This is a genomic window from Methanocalculus chunghsingensis (genome assembly GCF_018132105.1).
Classification (GTDB): Archaea; Halobacteriota; Methanomicrobia; order Methanomicrobiales; family Methanocorpusculaceae; genus Methanocalculus; species Methanocalculus chunghsingensis.
Window position 1 is genome coordinate 219,697 of record NZ_JWHL01000001.1, and the last position, 20,053, is coordinate 239,749.

A 20,053-nucleotide genomic window follows, 5' to 3' on the forward strand; every position below is an offset into this window, starting at 1 on the left:
CGGTTTCCGGAGGGTGATTGATCATGGCTGATCCCATAACAATCGGAATCATTGTTTTATATTGTATCGTACTCATCGGCATTGGAGGGTGGGCTTCCAGAAAGATCAATAATACCGAGGATTACATCCTCGCCGGCCGATCGCTCGGCTTCTGGGTATTTACGATCCTGATGGTTGCATCTATATGCAGTGGTATGACCCTTGTCGGTGTATCCGGGTTTGGCTATGCCTCAGGATGGCCTGGTATCTGGGAGCAGATTGCGGTTCCGCTTGCAGCTGCCTTCTGTATAACCATCTTCGGGGTGAAACTTCACCGGGTTGGTCGGGAGAACGGCTATCTCACCCTTGAAGATTACTTTGCACACCGCTTTGAGAGTGCACGGGAGCTGCGTGGGCTATCTGCTATTGCCGGGATTACCGTCTCTCTCATCTATCTCGTCGGACAGTATACCGCAATCAGCATCGTCCTCGTCTGGCTCTTTGGTATTGAGCACTGGCAGGCCCTGATCATCTCTGGAATAATCATCACCGCCTATACCGTCGTCGGAGGACTCTACGCTGTTTCATGGACGACACTCCTCCAGGGGGGTCTGCTGATCGCAGGGGTCATCGGGATCACACCCTTCCTGATAGCAAAAGCGGGTGGACTGACGCATATTAATCAGGTTCTGGCAGGTATCGATCCGAATTTGGTTCAGCCATGGTTCCCGTCGCCCGTCTATGCCCCGTATGCCTTTGCCACACCGGAATTCCTCCTCTCTTTCGGGATTCTTCTCACAGTTGGGCTTGCCTGTGCTCCGCATGTCATCAATAATGTCCTCGCCGCACGGGAGACGACATATTTCAAATGGGCTCCGCTCATCGCCTTCCTCGTCTACCTGGTCGTGATGTTCCTTGTGAAATTCGCAGGTTTTGCCGTACGTGTCCTCGTTGAGGAAGGGACCCTCGTCCTCCCCGATGCCGTGAATGCGCAGGACTTTGCTTTCATGTATGGTGTTGAGTTTGCAGCCCCGAATGTCTTTGTATGGGGTATTTTTGCCGTCATCGTCCTTGCAGCGGTGATGTCAACGACTGATCGTCTGATGCTCACCATCGGGACGATGTTTTCATGGGATATATACAAAAACATCCTCCATCCGGATGCACCGGATGCGAAGGTCCTTCGGATCTCAAAGATATCTGTCTTCCTCGCAGCCGGTATCTCACTTATTCTTGCGATTAACCCGCCTGCGATGCTGGCATGGCTGATCTGGATGGGTATCGGGGTGATGCTCTCAACCTTCGCAATCCCGATCCTGGCAGGTCTCTACTGGCGTGGGGCGACGACGAAAGGGGCCCTTGCCGCGATGAGCCTTGGACTGATTGGATCAGGTGTCTTTGGATACTACCATCAGTTCATCGACAAACTTCCGGTCCACTTCAGTCTCTATTCGGTGACACTCTCGCTCCTCGCAATGATCATCGTCAGCCTTCTCACAAAGAAGAACAAGCCCGAGGTTCTGGATGCGACGATGACAGGGTGGTATATATTTAGAAAATAATTGTGCAGTGAACAGGCCCTCTCCTCCCCTTATTTATCCTGCCACAAAAAATTCATGTTAAAATTATTTTTAAAGTATAATGTGTTATCTCCTTGGAAATCCGCTCTTTTCTGATCATTCCCCTGATACTCAAACGAGGGTAATAGCAATGTTTATCGTTTCTCTCAACTTTCTATTGTTCCGTACTATTCATTAAAGAGGGAGGATGGTTGTGGCAGGTGGTTTATTTGAAAAAGTCTCGTTCCGCTGGCTTCTGATGGGTATCATCATCGTCATCATTCTCCTGATAACCGGAGTCATCCTGAACCTCAACTATCAAAGCTCAAAGAATACTCTAGAGACGCATACCGACAATCTCCAGGAGAATACCGAATATAGTCTTCTTCAGTCGATGATCCTCACTGATCTGGGACTCCGGCTCTTTGATCAGTCTCTTGATTACCGCCTCAAGAGAGAGATGGATCGTTTTCTGACCGCATATCGTGAGAGTGGGGGCGATCCTGCCGCCATCGATCTCGAATCGCTGAAAGCGTCGTTTGGGGAAGGGTATGAGCTTTATATCATCAATGAGATGGGTGTCATTGAGTATACCACCTATCCTTCCGATCACCTGCTGGACTTCTCTGTATATCCATCCTTTTACAACCGCCTGACCAGTATCCGGGAGGGAAACGTCTTCGTCTCAGACCGGATCACTACCGAGATTAATACGGGACAGGTACGTAAATTTGTCTATCACCCGACTCCTGACAACCGGTATATCCTTGAGATCAGCTACATCGATGATGAGATCAAAATGATGCGTTCTGCCCTCCTGTACACACAGGCGACGGTGAAGGTCCGGGATATGAACCCGTATCTCACGTCCATCCGTATCTTTAACTTCCTCGGTGATGAGGTCGGAAACTCATCATATGTGCCGGAGGAGTTCCGGACTGAGATCATTCAATCTGTCCTTGAGACTGGTGAAGGGTATGTCATCGAGGATCCAGATAGAGCAACATTCACCCGGTATCTCTTCATCGATCTCACCGGCAATGACAATCCCCCTGAGATGAACCTCGTCGCTGAGCTGACCTATACGACAGCCCCTGTGCAGGAGAAGCTAAACAGCCTCTTCATGTCGCATCTGATCATCGCCGGCTTTGCCTTGGTCGTCGGCGGTGGTGTCGCATTCACCACCACCCGGTTTATTACACGGCCGATCGATCATCTCGTCGAGGATACCCTGGCTATCAGGGGAGGGAATCTCGACCACCCGATCCGGCAATCCCAACTTCCGGAGGTTCGTTCCCTCTCCCTCTCCATGTCAGAGATGGTCAACTCCCTGAAAGATATGATGGAGCGTCTTCAGGCCTCGGAAGAGGAGCTTCGACAACATAATGATGAACTGGAGGTGAAGGTGGAGGAGCGTACCGCAGCCCTCCGTGACGCCCATGATGAGGTGAACTTCTATCTTGATATCATCACCCATGATATCAACAATACAAACCATACCGCCCAGCTCTACCTGGAACTCCTCTCAGAGGAGAGTGATCCCACCCTTGCATCCTTCATTGAGAAGGTCAAACTCTCACTCAGAAAGAGTAATGAGATCATCGGCAATGTATCGACTCTGCGAAAAATTCAGGAGATGGAGAACGAACTCACCGCCGTTTCACTTCGATCAGTACTTGCAGGTGAGGCTGAACGTGATGACAGGATAACATTGACGATGAAGGATGACATCCTGGTTCTTGCAGATCCCCTCATCTCTCAGGCATTTACAAATATCGTGGATAACAGCCTGAAATTTGGTGGTGATGATGTTTCGGTCTCAATTGATGTCTCTGAAGACGATGATGAAGCAGTTATTCGATTCAGCGATACCGGCCCTGGCATCCCTGATTCAATAAAGCCGCATATCTTTGCAAGATACCAGCGTGGGACCACAGAACGGGTCCGGGGCAAAGGCCTCGGCCTCTTTATCGTCCAGACGCTCATCCACGATCGGTACGGGGGATCGATCCAGGTGATCGACCGTCTCCCCGGTGATCACACAAAGGGTGTATCGTTCATCATCAGGCTGAAGAAGGCTTCTAACGGTTTATGAGAATCGTCTTCTCTTCGGTATAGGCGTCAATGAAGGCGAGGCCATTCTCCCGGCCAAAGCCACTCTTCTTAATGCCGCCAAATGGCACCTCGGGCGGGAGTTTCATATGCTGGTTTACCCAGATGATACCTGCTTCCAGCGCCTCACTTGCACGCTCAGCAGCAGAAATATCCCGGGTCCAGATCGATGCACCAAGGCCGTACTGCGTATCATTTGCGATCCCGATGGCATCGTCGAGATCATCGGCCCGTATGATCGGAAGGACCGGACCAAAGATCTCTTCTGCATGTATCCTTGAATCCTCTGGAACTCCGGTACAAAGGACAGGGTTATAAAAGAAGCCGTTCTTCGGGAACTCTTCGTTCTTTCCTCCCCTGATGATGGTTGCCCCTTCATCGCGAAGCGTCTGCACCGCATCCTCAACTGACCGTCTGACTTCTGCATTATTCAGGGGCCCCATCATCGATCCGGGATCGGTTCCGTCACCAACCGTGACGTCCCTGAGTAACCGTTCGAGATGGGTGGTGAATGTATCATATATCCCCTCTTCGACGATGATCCGCTTTGGGGAGGTACAGATCTGTCCTGCATTATACAGTCGTAACCTGAGGGCTGCATCCGCCATCATTGCAGGATCCATATCTGAACAGATGATCATCGGATCATTGCCGCCGAGTTCCAGGGTAAGCCGCTTTATTGTTCTGGCTGTCACCCTGGCAACATGCTCTCCGGTCTCAATCCCGCCGGTAAAGGAGATCTTCCTGACATCCGGGTGTGCGATGAGGGGATCGCCTGCATCTCTTCCATTCCCGGTGATGATGTTGAGGACACCCGGTGGAAGGCCGGATCGGATCATCACCTCCCCGACAGCAAGAACCGCCATCGGTGCATTGATGGAGGGTTTCAGGACGAGGGTATTTCCGGTGATGAGAGCGGCGCCGATCTTCCATGCTGCGATCAGAACCGGCATGTTCCAGGGTATGATAGCCCCACAGACCCCAAGTGGTCTCCTCTGTATTATCCCGTATCCATACCGTGGAAGGCGGTCGGTATATCCTGCAGAGACGAGGGATGCCGATCCTGCATAGTACTCAAAGACTGCTGCGGCCCCAAGAACCTCGTCTTTTGCTTCTCTGAGAGGTTTTCCCTGTTCTGTGGTGAGAATGAGGGCAAGACGGTCTGCCTCTCTCCGAATCAGGGCTGCAGACTGCCAGAAGATCATCCCCCGCCGTGATGTTGGGAGGACTGACCATCTGCGAAAGGCATCTCCGGCTGCCATGACAGCTCGATCAACATCCTCTTTTCCGCCTTTTGGAACCTCACCGGCCGGCTTTCCATCTGCCGGATTGATAATCCGGGTGCGTTCTCCAGAGATCGATTCGGTGAATTGATCTGCGATCATCATCTGCATATACCCTGATCACCGGTATGAACAGATAATTGTGATGCTCGGAGAGGGTTCAGAAAGTATAACGGTTCATGGATTGAAAGAGTACCTGACAATGGAAGAGAAGTATTCATTCATCGCCAGGATGCCGGATGAGCCGGGCTCCCTCATCAAGGCGGCGGATCTTATCAGGCAGCAGAATGGCAATATCAACCGGATTCAGTTTGACAGGAGGATCGATAAAAATACGGTCTTCTTTGAGATGACCGCAACTAAAGAGAGGTATGAGAAAATCAGGGAAAGTCTTGGACACATCGGCTATCTCCAGTCCAGTATCCCTCCGGTGAATATCCTCCTCTTCCACATCTATCTTCCGATGCCACACCAGCCCGGCGCCCTCTATGATGTCCTCAATACCTGTGCAGAAGCAGGGGCGGATGTTGCCGGAATCGACTTCGATGATACCGGGCGGCATCCGGATCGCCTGACGATTCGTCTCAATGTCATCGACTCTCCAAAGGTCGATGAAGTGATCAATACCATCAAGAGCAGATACCGGCTTGAGATCCTCGAGTATGATACCCTCGGCGAAGCGCTGGATGAGACGGTCTTTTATATCTGTTTCGCCCAGAAGATTCGTCCTTTCATCGGAGAGATGGATGATGACTTCCTTCTGCCTTTCCTCGGCGATATCAATCATGTTGTTCAGGAGCTGACAAACCGGGGCGAGGATCCACACCTCGTCTTTGAGAAGATTCACCGGATCGGGACGTTCCTCGCTGAAACAACCGGCCCCGGATTCTATGCCGATCTTCAGCAGATCGCGGTTACCGGGGACTGTCACCTCACCTGCATCCAGCCTCCTGGTGGTGGCAGCATCTTCCTCCTTGATATCGGTGGTGAACGGCTGATGATCGATACCGGGTATGGCATCTATCATGAGGATATCGAACGTCTCCTCTTTGAAGCCGGGCTAAATGGGTTTGGGGATATTTCTCGCCTCATCTGTACCCATGCAGATGCAGATCACTGCGGAGGTTCAGGTTTCATTCCGGTAAAATCCCATCTCCATCATGGAACCGCTGCAATCATCGACTGCTCAAACCGGGGGTATGGCTCACGCAGCGAAGGCCTGATCCTGGAAGCCGTCTATACAGAGATCATCAATCTCTTCTCGCGGTTCACCCCACCTGAAGATCCGGTCCTCTTCCCATCTACAGTCCCTGGCTATCGGGGAATCTTTCCGATCATAGATAGCTTCACCCTCGCCGGTCACCGGTTTGAGGTCCTTGAGAGTCTCGGTGGTCATATCTATGGGCAGGTCTTTCTCCTTGCCCCGGATCTCGGCCTTCTCTTCACAAGTGATGCCCTGATGAATTTTGGAAGCCTGACTGAGGATCGGAAGGAGTATAATTCAATTGCCGATTTCCTCGTCACCTCGGTCAATGTGGACTCTGATCTTGCACGGCAGGAGCGGCGGGCATTGCTCGAACTGGCGGAGGAGATCGATAGCGCAATGAAACAGAGGGGAGGACGCTGCATCATCTGCGGAGGCCATGGTGCCGTCTCTATCCTCGATGATGATGGCAGAATGACTGCGTATGGAGAGATCAGGACATACCGCCATCCTGCATAATTCTTTTATCTTTGGCGGTCAATTTTCTACCATGGCATCACCCGTTCTGGCAGTCATCCTCTCTTTCTTCATCCCCGGTCTTGGCCAGTTCTATACAGGGCAGTTCTTAAAAGCAATCGCCCTCTTCATCCTTGCGGTTATCTTTGCAGGTCTTTCAACAGTTCTTATCGGGATACCGTTCTATCTGATCATCTGGATCTACAGTATGTATGACGCATATACAACTGCGGAGGGGAGATAACAATGTTTGAGGCACCCCTTCTTCTCCTGCTCATCACCGAGTTCATTGCCATCGTCTTTGTGGCACTCGGGTACCTGATCAAGGTGAAGCGGAAGACAAGCCTTATCGCAGGTTATGATCCGAAGACCTGTGCAGATCCCGAAGGATTGATAGCATGGGTTGGAAACAGCCTCATCGCACTCGGCCTGGGTGCTGCCGTCATCTTTGTTGCGATGCTCATCGCGCCGGATTACTCGGTCATCCTCTTCCTCGTCTATACGGCAGGGGTTGTGCCGATCGCTGCTATCATCACCGCAGTCGTCGCCCGGCGTTTTGATAAAAAATAGAAATTATCCGGAGCTGTATTTTTCAAGCTCCATATCCCGCAACTCTTTTCGCTTGATCTTTCCTGAGATCGTCTTTGGGAGATCAGCAACAAACTCGATGGCTCGTGGGTATTTGTACGGAGCGGTGACATTTTTCACATGCTCCTGTATCTCCCTGATCAACTTGTCTGATGGTGCACATCCATCCTTGAGGACGATGAATGCCTTGACGATAGTCCCTCTGATCGCATCCGGAGCACCCACGACGGCCGACTCCTTCACCGCCGGATGTTCAAGAAGAGCAGACTCCACCTCGAAGGGACCGATACGGTATCCTGAACTCTTGATGACATCATCGTCACGGCCGACGAACCAGAGGTACCCATCCTCATCCATCGTCGCCTTATCACCGGTATAATAGTAATCGCCAACAAAGACCTCGTTTGTTGCCTCTTCATTCTCAAGATATCCCCGGAAGAGACCGACCGGACGTGGATTCGTCCTGATTGCTATCTTTCCGACCTCCCCAACAGGGACCGGGTTGTACTCGTCATCCTGGAGTTCGATCTCCCATCCTGGAGAAGGCCGGCCGATCGACCCCGGCTTCGGCTCCATACAGGGGAATGTACCGACACAGAGCACCGTCTCGGTCTGTCCATATCCCTCAAAGATGGTTACACCCGTCGCTTCTTTCCAGACACGGATAACCTCCGGATTTAATGCCTCTCCTGCACTGACGCAGTGGCGGAGTTCCGAGAGGTCAAAGGCCTCGAGGTCGGCGAGGATCAGCATCCGGAAGATCGTCGGTGGTGCACAGAAGGTCGTAATCTCATACTTTTCAAGGAGTGGAAGAATCTCGGTCGGGACGAACTTCGTCCTGATATCATAGACGAAGACGCAGGCACCACAGATCCATGGCCCAAAGAATTTGCCCCATGATGATTTTGCCCAGCCGGTATCCGCGAGGGTCAGGTGGAGATCATTATCCCTGAGATCATACCAGTATTTTCCCGTTATGATATGGCCGAGGGGATAACTGTGATCCTGAAGCACCATCTTCGGCTCTCCGGTCGTCCCGGAGGTAAAGTAGATGACCATCGGGTCAGTTGCTTTCGTCTTCCGGAATCCGGAGAGCGGGGTAAGATGATGTGATACCGGTGCCGGATAGTCCAGTTCGACCGGGTAGCTGACCCAGTTTGGCAGCTCACCATCAACAACGAAACGGACCTTCACTGAGGGGCACTCCCGGCAAATCTCCTCAACCTTCCAGGCATTCTCCATATCGGTGATGATCATCTTGAAATGGCCGAGATTTACCCTGTATTTCAGATCCTTTGGCGTCAGCATCGTCGGGCAGGGGCAGAAGACTGCTCCGAGCTTGATGGATGCAAGTGCAAACGTCCACCACTCAGGCACACGCGGGAGCATGATGAGGACCCTGTCTCCCTTCCCGATGTCGCGTTTCATGAACATATTTGCGATCTGGTTTGAGAGGTTCATCAGGTGGCGGAAGGTGTAGCTCTTCTCGTCTCCGTTCTGGTTTACCCAGATCATCGCAAGCTTATTGCGGTCTTTCTTCGCCCAGTCATCGATTACATCAAAAGCAAAGTTATAGTACTCCGGGAGATCGATTGTATAGTTGGCATAGCCCTCTTCATAGTCGGGCATATTCGGCTCGGTTTCCACCATATATAGAAATATATCCTGAGGGGTCAAGAACCAGACGGTTTTGGATCACCGGCGGTCAATGATCCGTTTCGGCCTCCCCGGAACTTTATACAGCTCAAGCTCACCAGGCCCGGTGAAATGGAAGAGGATCTCAAGCGATCCACTATTATATAGCTCTTGTAGCTCTGGTTTGAACCGGAAGAATGCCTTCAGGAAGACCTCCTGGATCATATCTGTATCCGTTGTCTTTGGATCGTTGCATTCAAGACTCACACGGAGGATCGTTGTGTCTGTATCTCTTCCTCCATAGAGGAAGGCTTCATACTCACCGGTAAGATACTCCATATTCTCCTTCTGAAAAACTCCCCGCTCGACATCGACGCGGCAGAAGGATCGACCCTCAACCCAGAACCGTTCACCCTCACGCTCAGGTGTTTTAATCCGGAGTGATGTCCTCCCACAGATACACCGATCACGCGAGACGACCGCAGTTGCATCCTCAGTATCATAATTAATGAGCAGTGTTCCGCATCGTTCCCCTACAGGCAGGAGTTTTGTTAAGATGATCCGCCCGTACTCTCCGTCTTTTACAAAGTGATCCATCCGGGGGTTATAGAGATCCATGTGGATGAGATCCTCGGGGACATGAAGGCCTGCTTTTGCATAACACTCCCCGCACATCGTCCCCTCAGTACTCCCATAGGTATTATACACCTCACAGCCCCATAGGCTCGACATATAGGTCCGGGACGCCTCGGCAAAGCTCTCCCCCCCGACGACGAGCCTCTCGACCCCGGAGGTCTTTGGATCAATCCCCTCTGCAGTCAGCCGCCTGGCAAGCCGGATCAATTTGAAGACCGATCCGATGATAACAGTCGGCTTGTAGTTCTTCACCACCCGGACAGGAAATGTGCACTTTCCTTCCGGGATGATGGTACTCCCTGTCCGGCGTGCGGCGAGCGTCATCATATTTGCACCGACATTCATCCCGTAGCTTGCACAGACGACGATCCGATCCCCGGGAGCAATCCCATACGATCGGAAGATACGTGCGTACTTCTCTGAGTACCGAAGCCAGTCCTGCCATGTGAGAAAGAAGGCCTTTGGTGCCCCCGAGGTTCCGCTCGTTTCATGAATGGTATAGATCTCGTTCATTCGTGCGGAGAGAAATTCAAAACGTTCTGTGACGGGAGGCTGATTATTCCGGATTGTGCTCCCCGAGATGATAGGAAGCTCCAGGAGATCTTCGTGCTCCCTGATCGAGGAGATATCGATGGCATGCTCTCTGAACCATTTGCGATAGAACGGGGAATGTTCATTTGCGTAGTGAATGGTATATCTGACTCTTTCATCGATGACTGCATCAAGCTCGTCACGCGGCATCGTCTCGATCTTCTCGCGGAAATACCCTGTCTCGCCCATACGCTTTTTGATGCTATATGACCGGATATATCTTATCATAGACCGGGGAAGGTATTGGATCGCTTCTTTTTTCAATGCACAGATACGATCAGGTATAGGAATGGCATCTCATACACAACTGACCCCGGCGATGAAGCAGTTCTGGGATATGAAGAATCAGTATCCTGACTGTATTCTCCTTGTCAGGATGGGGGATTTTTACGAGACGTTTTATGAGGATGCAGTGACCTGTGCACGGGAACTCGACATCGTCCTGACGACACGATCAAAAGATCCCGAGGGGAATCCCATCGCACTTGCGGGTGTGCCGTACCATGCCGCAGAGACCTACATCCCACGTCTGGTGCGAAAAGGGTACCGGGTTGCCATCTGCGAACAGGTTGAGGATCCAAAGAAGGCAAAAGGTGTGGTGAAACGGGATGTTGTCCGGGTTGTGACCCCGGGGTGCGCCATCGACCCGATGATCATCGATGCTCCGGAGTCACGGTACCTGATGGCGATCCTACCGGACAGGAAGAACGAGTCCTTCGGCATCGCCTGTCTTGAGCTATCAACTGGTGAATTCTTCGTCAGGATGATTCAGAAAGGCGAGGGGAGAATGGGGATCGCCTCTCTCATCGAGGCGTCCCGGCCTGCTGAGTGTCTCATCCCTGAACGGACCGATCCGGCAGTTACCAGCCTTATCGCCTCTCTTGGGGTAGTCATTACCGAGCGGAGTCCGGCAGAGTTCGATCCCGCAGATAGCGATACCATCCTCTGCCGGCAGTTCGGTGTCGCATCGCTGGAAGGGTTTGGCCTCCGTGAGATGCCATTAGCTGTGGGTGCTGCAGGTGCTGCTTTCTCCTATGCAACCCGTACACAGAAGACTGCACTTCCGCACCTCTCAGAGATCAGGGTGATGCAGCCATCTGAGGGGATGATCCTGGATGCCGTCACCCAGAGAAACCTTGAGATCACCCGGACAGAACGTGGCGAAAAGAGTCGTTCAACCCTCCTTGGCACGCTTGATCTGACGAAGAGCCCGATGGGACGGCGGCGACTCTCAATGGAGATTACCGCACCCCTGACCAGCATATCCGCCATAAATGAACGTCTTGATCTGGTGGAGTGGTTCATACATCACCCCTTGATCCGATCAGATATTGAAGATCTATTGTCAGAGTGCAGCGATATTGAGCGGATCGCAGGGAGGATCGCCTATGGAAATGCATCCCCACGTGATCTCCTCTCCCTCGCGGGATCCCTTTCGTCTCTTGTGAGGATCAGAACCTGTCTCTCCGGAGAGGTACCTCCTCTTATGGATAAACTCTCCCGGGATATCGGACAGTTCGGGGATATCATTGCGCTGATCGAATCTGCAATCGCAGATGACCCCCCGCTCCTCATCCGAAACGGTGGTGTCATCCGTGAGGGTTATGATCCAACCCTCGACGAGCTCCGGAAGACAGCCGGCTCCGGGAGAGAATGGATTCTTACCCTCCAGCAGTCTGAGCGGGAACGGACCGGGATTAAATCGCTGAAGATCGCGTATAATCAGGTATTTGGGTATTATATAGAAGTGACGAAGCCGAATCTCACAAAGGTTCCTCCTGAGTATGAGAGGAAGCAGACGACGGCGACAGGGGAGCGTTTTACGCTTCCTGAACTTCGTGAATATGAGCGGACGATTGCCACCGCCGATGAACGGGCACTCCTCCGGGAGGCAGAACTTTACATACACCTCATCGAGGAACTCCGCCCGATGGTTCCGGCGTTTCAGAAGGCGGCACGGGCAACGGGGATGATCGATCTCCTCCTCTCATTTGCCCTGGTTGCAGAGAGGCAGGGGTACACACGCCCGGGCCTGACCGGGGGCGGATCTATCCGGATACGTGGAGGCCGCCATCCCGTCGTCGAGTCGACGGTTACCGGCGGGTACGTCCCGAATGATACAGACCTCGATACCGTCGGGGATCAGATCCTGATCCTCACAGGGGCGAATATGGCGGGAAAATCCACGTATATGCGTTCTGTAGCCCTCATCTGTATTATGGCACAGACCGGGAGCTTCGTTCCGGCAGATGCAGCAGAGATCGGGGTGATAGATCGGATATTCACCCGTGTCGGTGCCTCAGATGATCTCGCAGGCGGGCAGAGCACCTTCATGGTCGAGATGGTGGAGCTTGCATCCATCCTCAGGAATGCCACTGAGCGGAGCCTTATCCTGCTTGATGAGATCGGGCGGGGAACGAGTACCGTCGATGGATACAGCATCGCCAGATCCGTCCTTGAGTACCTTCATGGCAAGCGGCCCTCAGGGCCTAAGACCCTCTTTGCAACACATTTCCATCGGCTCGTCGAGGTTGAGGGGGAGTTATCCCGGGTCCGGAACTACCACTTTGCTGTCAGAGAGACAGAGAAAGAGATCACGTTCCTTCGAAAACTCATCCCGGGTGCGACAGATCGGAGCTATGGTATCCATGTCGCACGTATTGCCGGTGTCCCAGAGAAGGTTCTCATCCGTGCGGATTCGATTCTGAAAGAGGTGCTTGAAGAAGAGGAGCGGGGAGGAACAGAAGGCAGGCGGAGGCCCCGGTATACCCAGCTCCTCATCTCTGATCTGAGTCAGGAGAAACCTCCGGAGAGTCCTGTCCTTGCAGAACTACGGCAGATAGATATCGATCGTCTCAGTCCCATTGAGGCGTTGAATATCCTTTCTGACCTGAAGAAGAGAGCTGGTGATTAGATGATGGACAATCCAGTCATCCATATTCTTGATGAAGAGACCGTCTCACATATCGCGGCAGGAGAGGTTGTGGAACGGCCGGCATCGGTTGTGAAGGAACTGGTTGAGAATGCAATCGATGCCGGGGCGTCGAGGATCCGCATCGATATCAGGAGTGACCGGAGCGAGGTCAGACGTATCATCGTCACCGATAACGGCATCGGGATGAGTCCGGATGATGCCGAACGTGCTTTTCGACAGCATGCAACGAGCAAGATCAAAACCGCAGACGATCTCGGACTCATCCGGACACTGGGGTTTCGGGGTGAGGCACTTGCAAGCATCGCTGCAATATCCGAAGTCGTCCTCTCCACGAGAAGAAGAGATGATATTGCAGGAACAGAGGTTCACCTCTCAGGTGGGGCGATCACCTCAGTTTCTGAGTGTGGAACACCCCCGGGGACGATCCTCGAGGTCTCCGGCCTCTTCTTCAACACACCTGCACGGAGAAAGTTCCAGAGGACCATCTCAACGGAGCTTGCCCATATCTTCGATATGGTGGAGCGGACGGCACTCTCACATCCCGGGGTCTCTTTTCAGCTCCTTCACCAGGAGAAGGAGAAGTTCCGGACCTCAGGACGGGGGGATCTCCTTGATACGATTCAGAGCCTCTTTGGGGCAGATCTCTCCCGCCGACTCATTGAGGTTCTGCCAGCTCCGGGTGGAATCTCCATATCCGGGTTTATAGCGTACCCTCTTGTATCACAGAGGGGGAGATCCTCGGTGTATCTCTCGGTGAATGGTCGCCAGATAACCTCTCCCTCCCTTGCACGTGCGATCCGGGATGGCTTTGGGGAGAGTCTCCCAAAGGGTGAATATCCGTTTGCTGTCATCGACTGCAGGATGGATCCCGAAGAGGTCGATGTGAACGTCCATCCAACCAAGAAGGAGGTCCGGTTTTCATCAGAACGGGCTGTTGCTGATACGGTACGGGGAGCTGTCCGTTCTGCCCTGACGACCTCGGGTTCATTTCAGGTGCCGGAGATCAGGCAGAATCCGGCACCTGTCCCGATCAGAGATGGGGAACTCCATCATCCGGAACCGGTATTACGAACGGCTTCAGGTGCCGTGGAATTCCCCCGGCAGCCCGTCGTCGCCGAAGGAAAGGGTATTTATGGCCGAACCGACCGGCAGCTTCGCCAGACCGAGCTTCCCAGGAAGAGTCAGGAGATTCCACCCATCCCGTCAGTTCTCGGGCAGATTGATGGAACCTACATCCTCGCCGCGGGAAAGGATGGGGGTCTGCTGATCATCGATCAGCATGCAGCGCATGAAAAGATCGTATATGACAATCTCCGGAAGCAGACGGATGGTACAACCGCGTATCAGCATCTCCTTGAACCGGTGACGATCAGCCTTTCACGCAAGGATTCAGCCCTTCTCAAGGATGCACTAGAGGATATCGCTTCTGCCGGTATCATCCTTGAGGAGTTCGGTGGTGATACCTGGATGGTCCGTGCAGTACCGGCAGACGGAGTGAAGCTTGAAGAAGCTGATGAGATCCGATCGCTTCTTCTTGAATTGATTGAGGGTGTTCGGGGACCTGCAGGGGATCGACGCCTCCGGATGTACCAGACGATCGCCTGCAGAGCAGCGATCAAGGGAAATACCCTCCTCTCACAGGAGCAGATGGAACGACTCCTCTCCCAGCTCTTCACTGCTGCCCCTCCGTATACCTGCCCCCATGGGAGGCCAGCTGTTATCAGCTATGCGCCATCGGATCTTGAGCAGCTCTTCAGGCGAAGGTAGGATGAAAAAGGGCACATTGATTATCACCTCCTGCCTCACATGATATACTGTGAAATGGGGGATTCTTGGTGGCGGGCTGACTGGTGTGACGCTCGCCCGGCTATTGCATGAGGCAGGAGAGGACCCGGTTGTCTTTGAGAAGGAGGACCGGATTGGTGGTCTCTGCCGTTCCATGCGTCAGGATGGCTTCACCTTTGATCAGGGTGGTTCACATATTATCTTCTCACGTGACACCGATGTGCTCACGTTCATGCATTCCGTTCTTGATACCAATAAGGCTGAGCGGAAGCGAAATACGAAGATTTTTTATAAAGACCTCCTTGTGACATATCCTTTCGAGAACGGGCTCTATGAACTTCCTAAAGAGGATCTCTTCCTCTGCATCAACGAATATATCAGGACACTCATCGCCGCTGAAAAAGGGGAGATTCCCGCTCCTGAAAACTTCCGTGAATGGATTTATTGCACCTTCGGCCGGGGGATAGCTGAATGTTATCTTGTTCCATATAACGAAAAGATCTGGAACTATCCGACAGAACGGATGTCGGCACACTGGATGGAAGGGCGCGTTCCACGCCCCCCTGTTGAGGATATCATCCGGTCTGCGACCGGAATTCCAACAGAAGGATATACCCATCAGTCGGTCTTCTGCTATCCTGTCGAGGGGGGAATCGAAGCCCTTGTATCGGCAATTGCAGATCCGATCAAGGGGAAGATACATACTGACTGTGCAGTCAGCTCTCTTCGAAAGGATGGGGACGTATGGTTCATCGGAGATGGAAAGGACGAGTATCGGGTCGATGCGGTCATCTCCACGATCCCGCTCCAGTATCTCCTGCCAACTCTTTCTGAAATCCCTTCTTCGGTCGTGGAGGCCTGTAATAATCTCCGTTACAACTCCCTCATCTCGGTCTGTATCGGATTTGAAGGGAGGGTCCCTCCCCTCTCCTGGGTTTATATCCCTGACAGCGCCACAGGCCATTTCAACCGGATATCATTCCCATCAAACTACAGTGATGCGGTCGCCCCGCCCGGCCATGCATCGATCCTTGCCGAGATCACTTATAATGACGGAGATGTCATCTCAGAGCTGACCGATGAGGAGATACTCGATGATACCATCTCTCACCTGATCCGGATGGGCTTCATCCCTGAGGATGCCAATATAGTCACCCGTTCGGTCGCCCGTTCGGAGTTTGCCTACGTCGTCTATGATCTTGAGTACCTCAGGAATATTCAGATTGTGCGGTCCTATCTTGAGGATCTCGGCATCCACCTCGTCGGGCGTTTCTCGCAGTTTGAATATCTCAACATGGATGGTTGTATCCGTAGTGCTCTTCAGTTTATGGAGGAATTATGAGAGTGAATATCTTTGTTGAGGATATCTTCTTCTTCAAGTACCTCGGCTGTTCAACCCTGGCAAAGACACTCTTTCGGGGGATATCTGCATCAAACTCTATTGATGCTCACTGGAACTCCTATAATGCCGATTTTGATCTTGTTCATTATCATAGCTTCGGACCGATGACGCTCACCCATAAATCATATAGTGATGGGGTCAAGGTTCTGACGGCACACTCGACCCCCCGTTTAAATGACGGCAACATCGCCTTCTCTTCCTTCATAAACAACCAGTATCCGAAGATCTACTCGAAGTTCGATCATATCATCGCAATCACACCCCCAAGCCTGCGCGAGATCAAGGAGATGCTCCCCGATATGGAGACAACCCTTATTCCAAACGGGGTGGATCGAGAGAAGTTCAGGCCCGACAAGGAGAAGAGAGACCGCTTCCGGGGGTTCATCGGGGTTTTGGACACAGATATCGTCGTCCTGACTGTAGCACAGGAGACGCCGAGAAAAGGGATCTATGATTTCCTCAACCTTGCAAAGCTTTTCCCTGATGTCACCTTCGTCTGGGTTGGAGGGTACCCATACAGCATCTTCTCAAAGGATTATGCAAAGATCGAGTACTGTAAGCGAAATGCAGGAAAGAACGTCATATTCACCGGATTTGTTCCTGATATCACCGAGGCGTATGCAGGAGCCGATATCTTCCTGATGCCGTCGTTTGCCGAGATCATGCCGATGGTCCTCCTTGAAGCTCTCTCAAGTGGCGTTCCGGTCATCGCCCGTGACATCCCGGAGTTTCGGGAGGTCTTTGGGTGTGCTGCCCTCCTCTTCTCGGATATTGAAGGGGCGGCAGCCCATCTGAGGGATGAGCCAGAGATCAGGCGTATCCGAACCATCGCGAGGCCATTTACGGAACGGTATGATATCAGGAAGATTGCAGACGAGCATATTGCGACATACAGAAGACTGGTGAACGAGGCATGATATCTGTCATTGTACCAACCTATAACGAAGAGGGAAATATCGAGGCCTGCCTTCAGAGCCTCTCAGACCAGACGATCCCACGATCGGACTATGAGATCATCGTCGTCGATGGCAACTCACGCGATGCAACCCGGACTATTGCAGAGAAGTATGCAGACTCGGTCTTCATCCAGACCAGTGCAAAGGTCGGCGGTGCACGCAACGATGGTGCTGTAGCATCAAAGGGGGATATCATCGCAACGACGGATGCCGACTGCCTCCTGCCGAGAGACTGGATTGAGCGTGTTGCAGCAGGATTTTCCGATCCTGAGGTAGTACAGCTGTATGGCCTTGTGGATCCACGTGAGCCTGGAATCAGGCATATCATCTCGCTCGCCTTTGCCAACGCCTTCTCTCGGATTGGGCACTCTACGAACACCCTTTATTATACACTCGGATGCAACACGGCATTTCGGAGGGAGTCCTTCTTTGAGGCAGGGATGTACCGGACCATCGATGCAGGGGATGATCTTGAGATTGCGCGACGAATGAGAAAGCTTGGCAGGGTCCGGCTCGACAGCAGGCTCCGTGTCCGGTTCTCTATGAGGCGTTATGTCCAGTTTGGGACGCTCAAATCCCTGTATGAATGGCTCTATATCACCGTGAAGGGTGGGGATGATGAGAAGTACCAGTACTCCAGGCGTGAGTACAAGTGATTAGAAGAGGCGTGTCTGTCTGCTTCCGGCAATCGAAAGATACGGGAGTGCATGCCTGAGGATAACCCCTGCCTCCTTCAGGAGTGCCGGTGATATCTCCCTCCCTCTCTCTCTGAGTACCAGAATACGTTCTGCTGCCTTGGGCCCGATACCGGGGATCCTGAGCAATTCCTCCCTGCTACCTGATGCCGGGTCAAGAAGGTGTGATTCGGCTGCATGTATCTTCGGATCGCCCGGGAGGAGCATCCCATCATTACCAAAGGCAGGACGAAGTTCCTCTTCATTGTATCCATATGAGCGAATCAGTGCATCGACGGCATAGAGCCCTTTTACACGTGCCGGATCTGCTCTTTCTGCCCCCTGAAGCGGGGTCTTCTTAAGGGGCGTAAAGCCGGAATAATAGATTCTGGCAGGCTGGTATTTCCGGTATTCAGACGCGATGAAGGAGAGGATCTCATCATCGCCTTCTCCTGCAGCCCCGACGACGATCTGGGTGGTATGCCTGCCGGGTGCTTCTTCTGCAATCCATGCATGCCTTCTCAGGAGGTCGGATTCATAGTTCTTTACAGATGCGATCTCAGAGAGGCGACTTTTACCAACTGCTTCGAGATTGATACTTATCCGATTCGCAATACGTGCCGCCTCGGCGATATCCCCTCGTAATGCTCCGGGTACAATCTTCAGGTGGAGGTATCCGGTAAAGCCACCCTGCCTGAGGAGTTCTCCGGTCCGGAGGAGCTTCTCCATACTCTCATCAGTATCACGGGGGATACCTGTTGAGAGGAAGAGGCCGTCTATCACTTTTTCCCTCCAGAGCTGGAGGACAAGCGAGGCGAGTTCGTCTGGAGAGAAGGAGACGGGTGATTCGTTTCTGCATATGGCACAATATGCACAGTCAAAACTACAGCCCCCATCAAGAAGGCACTTCAGATACCGTCCTTTTACCATACCTGAGCGCATATCTCCGTTTGGGAGGGTGAGATCGAAGCAGGATCGTGAGAGTACCCTGAGCTTCCGAAGCTGTTCTGACATTCCAGGTGATCATCTGAGGGAAGAGATGATAGTCTCAAGGGCCGGAGGGTGAAAGTGTTCTTCCCTTCTGATGATGGAGCGAAAGCGGGTTTTCGACCAGCGGGAGAAGTCTTATATTCACCCTCTCCCTCTCACTCTTCTGGAGAATAGTATGAGGGAGTTGGTCTGTACTATCTGTGGAAAGAAAGCAGTTGGGTGTCAGGTGTTTGGCTGCTGCGGATCCTATGTCTGCCATGAACATGCAGATAAACCTCTGCAGGATCTGAAACCCGGAGAGAAGCTCGATCTCGGTGGGAGATATTACCTTCGCTTGAAAGATGAATCCAATGAGGAGGTTGATACCTCTGTTGATACGGAGGGGGTGGAGTAATCAGCCAGAGGCCGGGGATTCCCCCGGCACCTTAAATGATAAGTCTCCTCCTCATCAGGTTCAGCCCGATCACAAAGAAGATTGCCGCAACCCCGATGATCCAGATGATGTTATAGAGGATCAGGGGCGAAAATTCCGCTGCTGTGATGGCCCGGTTCAGGCTGACGACGTTGGCAAGGGGGAGGAGGCCGAATGCAAAGTACTGAAGTGACTCCGGAAGTATGGATATTGGGAAGAATGTCCCTGAGAAGAGGAACATTGGGGTGATGAAGAGAAATGCCGGATAGTTGAGGGAGTCGATGCTCGGGGTGATTGCAGTAAAGCAGATGCCGATACTGGCAAAGAGGATGCCTGCCGGGATGGCACAGGGGATCAGAAGCAGCGAGATCGGCAGATCGATGACTCCAAAGAGGAAGAGGACCGGTATCATCAGTCCGGCATAGATTGTCCCTCGGGTGGCACCCCAGAGAATCTCGCCGGTGACAATATCCTCAATTGAGAGCGGTGTTGCGATGATCGCATCAAATGTCTTCTGATAATACATTCTCACATAGCTTGAATAGGTACACTCAAAGAAGGCTGAGTACATAACCGATATCGAGACGAGAGCCGGGGCAATGAAGACAGGATAGGGGATGCCGTTCACATCCTCGATGAGTGCCCCGACACCATACCCGAGAGCGAGAAGATAGAGGACGGGCTCGACGAATGGAGGGATGAAGTTGACTTTATACGTCCTGATGAATGCGTCAAAGTTCCTCCGCCAGACAGCCAGTGACCCTCTTGAGATCTCAGTTAATCCAAAGTATCCCAT

16 protein-coding genes are annotated in these 20,053 nt (G+C 52.5%); 11 read left to right on the forward strand and 5 right to left on the reverse strand.

The features are described from left to right. Positions 1–23 precede the first annotated feature (23 nt). On the forward strand, positions 24–1,541 hold the full coding sequence (locus RJ53_RS01190; protein WP_211529773.1) for a sodium:solute symporter family protein: 1,518 nt from the start codon (positions 24–26) through the stop codon (positions 1,539–1,541). 211 nt (positions 1,542–1,752) lie between these two features. Further along, on the forward strand, positions 1,753–3,633 hold the full coding sequence (locus RJ53_RS11830; RefSeq protein WP_211529774.1) for a sensor histidine kinase: 1,881 nt from the start codon (positions 1,753–1,755) through the stop codon (positions 3,631–3,633). Here RJ53_RS11830 and RJ53_RS01200 read toward each other — a convergent pair. After that, on the reverse strand, positions 3,620–5,044 hold the full coding sequence (locus tag RJ53_RS01200) for an aldehyde dehydrogenase family protein (protein ID WP_211529775.1): 1,425 nt from the start codon (positions 5,042–5,044) through the stop codon (positions 3,620–3,622). The two genes, RJ53_RS11830 and RJ53_RS01200, sit on opposite strands and share 14 nt — an antisense overlap. Positions 5,045–5,078: 34 nt before the next feature. Between RJ53_RS01200 and RJ53_RS01205 the strand changes: the two genes are divergently transcribed. The 3 genes from RJ53_RS01205 to RJ53_RS01215 are packed head-to-tail and all read left to right on the forward strand — an operon-like array spanning position 5,079 to position 7,223. Then, the gene (locus RJ53_RS01205; protein ID WP_246495929.1) at positions 5,079–6,656 is read left to right on the forward strand and encodes an MBL fold metallo-hydrolase; all 1,578 of its coding nucleotides are present in this window, start codon (positions 5,079–5,081) and stop codon (positions 6,654–6,656) included. Positions 6,657–6,687: 31 nt separating this feature from the next. Beyond that, complete coding sequence (locus RJ53_RS01210) at positions 6,688–6,897, forward strand: DUF5683 domain-containing protein (protein WP_211529776.1); 210 nt, start codon at positions 6,688–6,690, stop codon at positions 6,895–6,897. A 2-nt stretch (positions 6,898–6,899) separates the two neighbouring features. Beyond that, positions 6,900–7,223, forward strand: coding sequence for a DUF3784 domain-containing protein (locus RJ53_RS01215; protein ID WP_211529777.1), 324 nt, complete (start codon positions 6,900–6,902; stop codon positions 7,221–7,223). A gap of 3 nt (positions 7,224–7,226) precedes the next feature. Here RJ53_RS01215 and RJ53_RS01220 read toward each other — a convergent pair whose 3' ends face one another. Both RJ53_RS01220 and ftsA read right to left on the reverse strand, forming a co-directional pair. Next, on the reverse strand, positions 7,227–8,891 hold the full coding sequence (locus RJ53_RS01220) for an AMP-binding protein (RefSeq protein ID WP_246495913.1): 1,665 nt from the start codon (positions 8,889–8,891) through the stop codon (positions 7,227–7,229). 45 nt (positions 8,892–8,936) lie between these two features. Beyond that, positions 8,937–10,292: a coenzyme F390 synthetase gene (gene ftsA / locus RJ53_RS01225; RefSeq protein WP_211529778.1), complete on the reverse strand. Its 1,356-nt coding sequence runs from the start codon at positions 10,290–10,292 to the stop codon at positions 8,937–8,939. Positions 10,293–10,392: 100 nt separating this feature from the next. On the opposite strand from ftsA, the gene mutS reads away from it, so the two are divergent. From mutS to RJ53_RS01250, 5 genes are read left to right on the forward strand one after another with little or no spacing between them, the layout of a single operon-like run. Continuing rightward, a complete protein-coding gene (gene mutS, locus RJ53_RS01230) occupies positions 10,393–13,017 on the forward strand; it encodes a DNA mismatch repair protein MutS (RefSeq protein WP_211529779.1) in 2,625 nt (874 codons plus the stop codon). Then, on the forward strand, positions 13,018–14,805 hold the full coding sequence (gene mutL, locus RJ53_RS01235; protein WP_211529780.1) for a DNA mismatch repair endonuclease MutL: 1,788 nt from the start codon (positions 13,018–13,020) through the stop codon (positions 14,803–14,805). It begins immediately after the preceding gene. 49 nt (positions 14,806–14,854) lie between these two features. Continuing rightward, positions 14,855–16,165, forward strand: coding sequence for a protoporphyrinogen/coproporphyrinogen oxidase (locus RJ53_RS01240; RefSeq protein ID WP_211529781.1), 1,311 nt, complete (start codon positions 14,855–14,857; stop codon positions 16,163–16,165). Then, a complete protein-coding gene (locus RJ53_RS01245; RefSeq protein ID WP_211529782.1) occupies positions 16,162–17,142 on the forward strand; it encodes a glycosyltransferase family 4 protein in 981 nt (326 codons plus the stop codon). Before RJ53_RS01240 ends, RJ53_RS01245 begins: the two co-directional genes overlap by 4 nt. After that, a complete protein-coding gene (locus RJ53_RS01250) occupies positions 17,139–17,837 on the forward strand; it encodes a glycosyltransferase (protein ID WP_211529783.1) in 699 nt (232 codons plus the stop codon). Before RJ53_RS01245 ends, RJ53_RS01250 begins: the two co-directional genes overlap by 4 nt. Here the strand turns inward: RJ53_RS01250 and RJ53_RS01255 are convergent, their stop codons facing one another. Continuing rightward, the gene (locus RJ53_RS01255) at positions 17,838–18,869 is read right to left on the reverse strand and encodes a radical SAM protein (protein WP_211529784.1); all 1,032 of its coding nucleotides are present in this window, start codon (positions 18,867–18,869) and stop codon (positions 17,838–17,840) included. Positions 18,870–19,020: 151 nt separating this feature from the next. On the opposite strand from RJ53_RS01255, the gene RJ53_RS01260 reads away from it, so the two are divergent. After that, positions 19,021–19,239, forward strand: coding sequence for a hypothetical protein (locus RJ53_RS01260; protein WP_211529785.1), 219 nt, complete (start codon positions 19,021–19,023; stop codon positions 19,237–19,239). 31 nt (positions 19,240–19,270) lie between these two features. On the opposite strand, the gene RJ53_RS01265 is transcribed toward RJ53_RS01260, so the two are convergent. Next, positions 19,271–20,053, reverse strand: a complete 783-nt coding sequence (locus RJ53_RS01265; protein ID WP_211529786.1) for an ABC transporter permease — start codon at positions 20,051–20,053, stop codon at positions 19,271–19,273.

Bases quoted from the DNA above. Each gene is read 5' to 3' on its own strand.
- RJ53_RS01190 (WP_211529773.1), top strand. From the start codon at position 24: ATGGCTGATCCCATAACAATCGGAATCATTGTTTTATATTGTATCGTA.
- RJ53_RS01200 (WP_211529775.1), bottom strand. From the start codon at position 5,044: ATGCAGATGATGATCGCAGATCAATTCACCGAATCGATCTCTGGAGAA.
- RJ53_RS01205 (WP_246495929.1), top strand. From the start codon at position 5,079: ATGCTCGGAGAGGGTTCAGAAAGTATAACGGTTCATGGATTGAAAGAG.
- RJ53_RS01210 (WP_211529776.1), top strand. From the start codon at position 6,688: ATGGCATCACCCGTTCTGGCAGTCATCCTCTCTTTCTTCATCCCCGGT.
- RJ53_RS01215 (WP_211529777.1), top strand. From the start codon at position 6,900: ATGTTTGAGGCACCCCTTCTTCTCCTGCTCATCACCGAGTTCATTGCC.
- RJ53_RS01220 (WP_246495913.1), bottom strand. From the start codon at position 8,891: ATGGTGGAAACCGAGCCGAATATGCCCGACTATGAAGAGGGCTATGCC.
- ftsA (WP_211529778.1), bottom strand. From the start codon at position 10,292: ATGGGCGAGACAGGGTATTTCCGCGAGAAGATCGAGACGATGCCGCGT.
- mutS (WP_211529779.1), top strand. From the start codon at position 10,393: ATGGCATCTCATACACAACTGACCCCGGCGATGAAGCAGTTCTGGGAT.
- mutL (WP_211529780.1), top strand. From the start codon at position 13,018: ATGATGGACAATCCAGTCATCCATATTCTTGATGAAGAGACCGTCTCA.
- RJ53_RS01245 (WP_211529782.1), top strand. From the start codon at position 16,162: ATGAGAGTGAATATCTTTGTTGAGGATATCTTCTTCTTCAAGTACCTC.
- RJ53_RS01250 (WP_211529783.1), top strand. From the start codon at position 17,139: ATGATATCTGTCATTGTACCAACCTATAACGAAGAGGGAAATATCGAG.
- RJ53_RS01255 (WP_211529784.1), bottom strand. From the start codon at position 18,869: ATGTCAGAACAGCTTCGGAAGCTCAGGGTACTCTCACGATCCTGCTTC.
- RJ53_RS01260 (WP_211529785.1), top strand. From the start codon at position 19,021: ATGAGGGAGTTGGTCTGTACTATCTGTGGAAAGAAAGCAGTTGGGTGT.
- RJ53_RS01265 (WP_211529786.1), bottom strand. From the start codon at position 20,053: ATGGGATACTTTGGATTAACTGAGATCTCAAGAGGGTCACTGGCTGTC.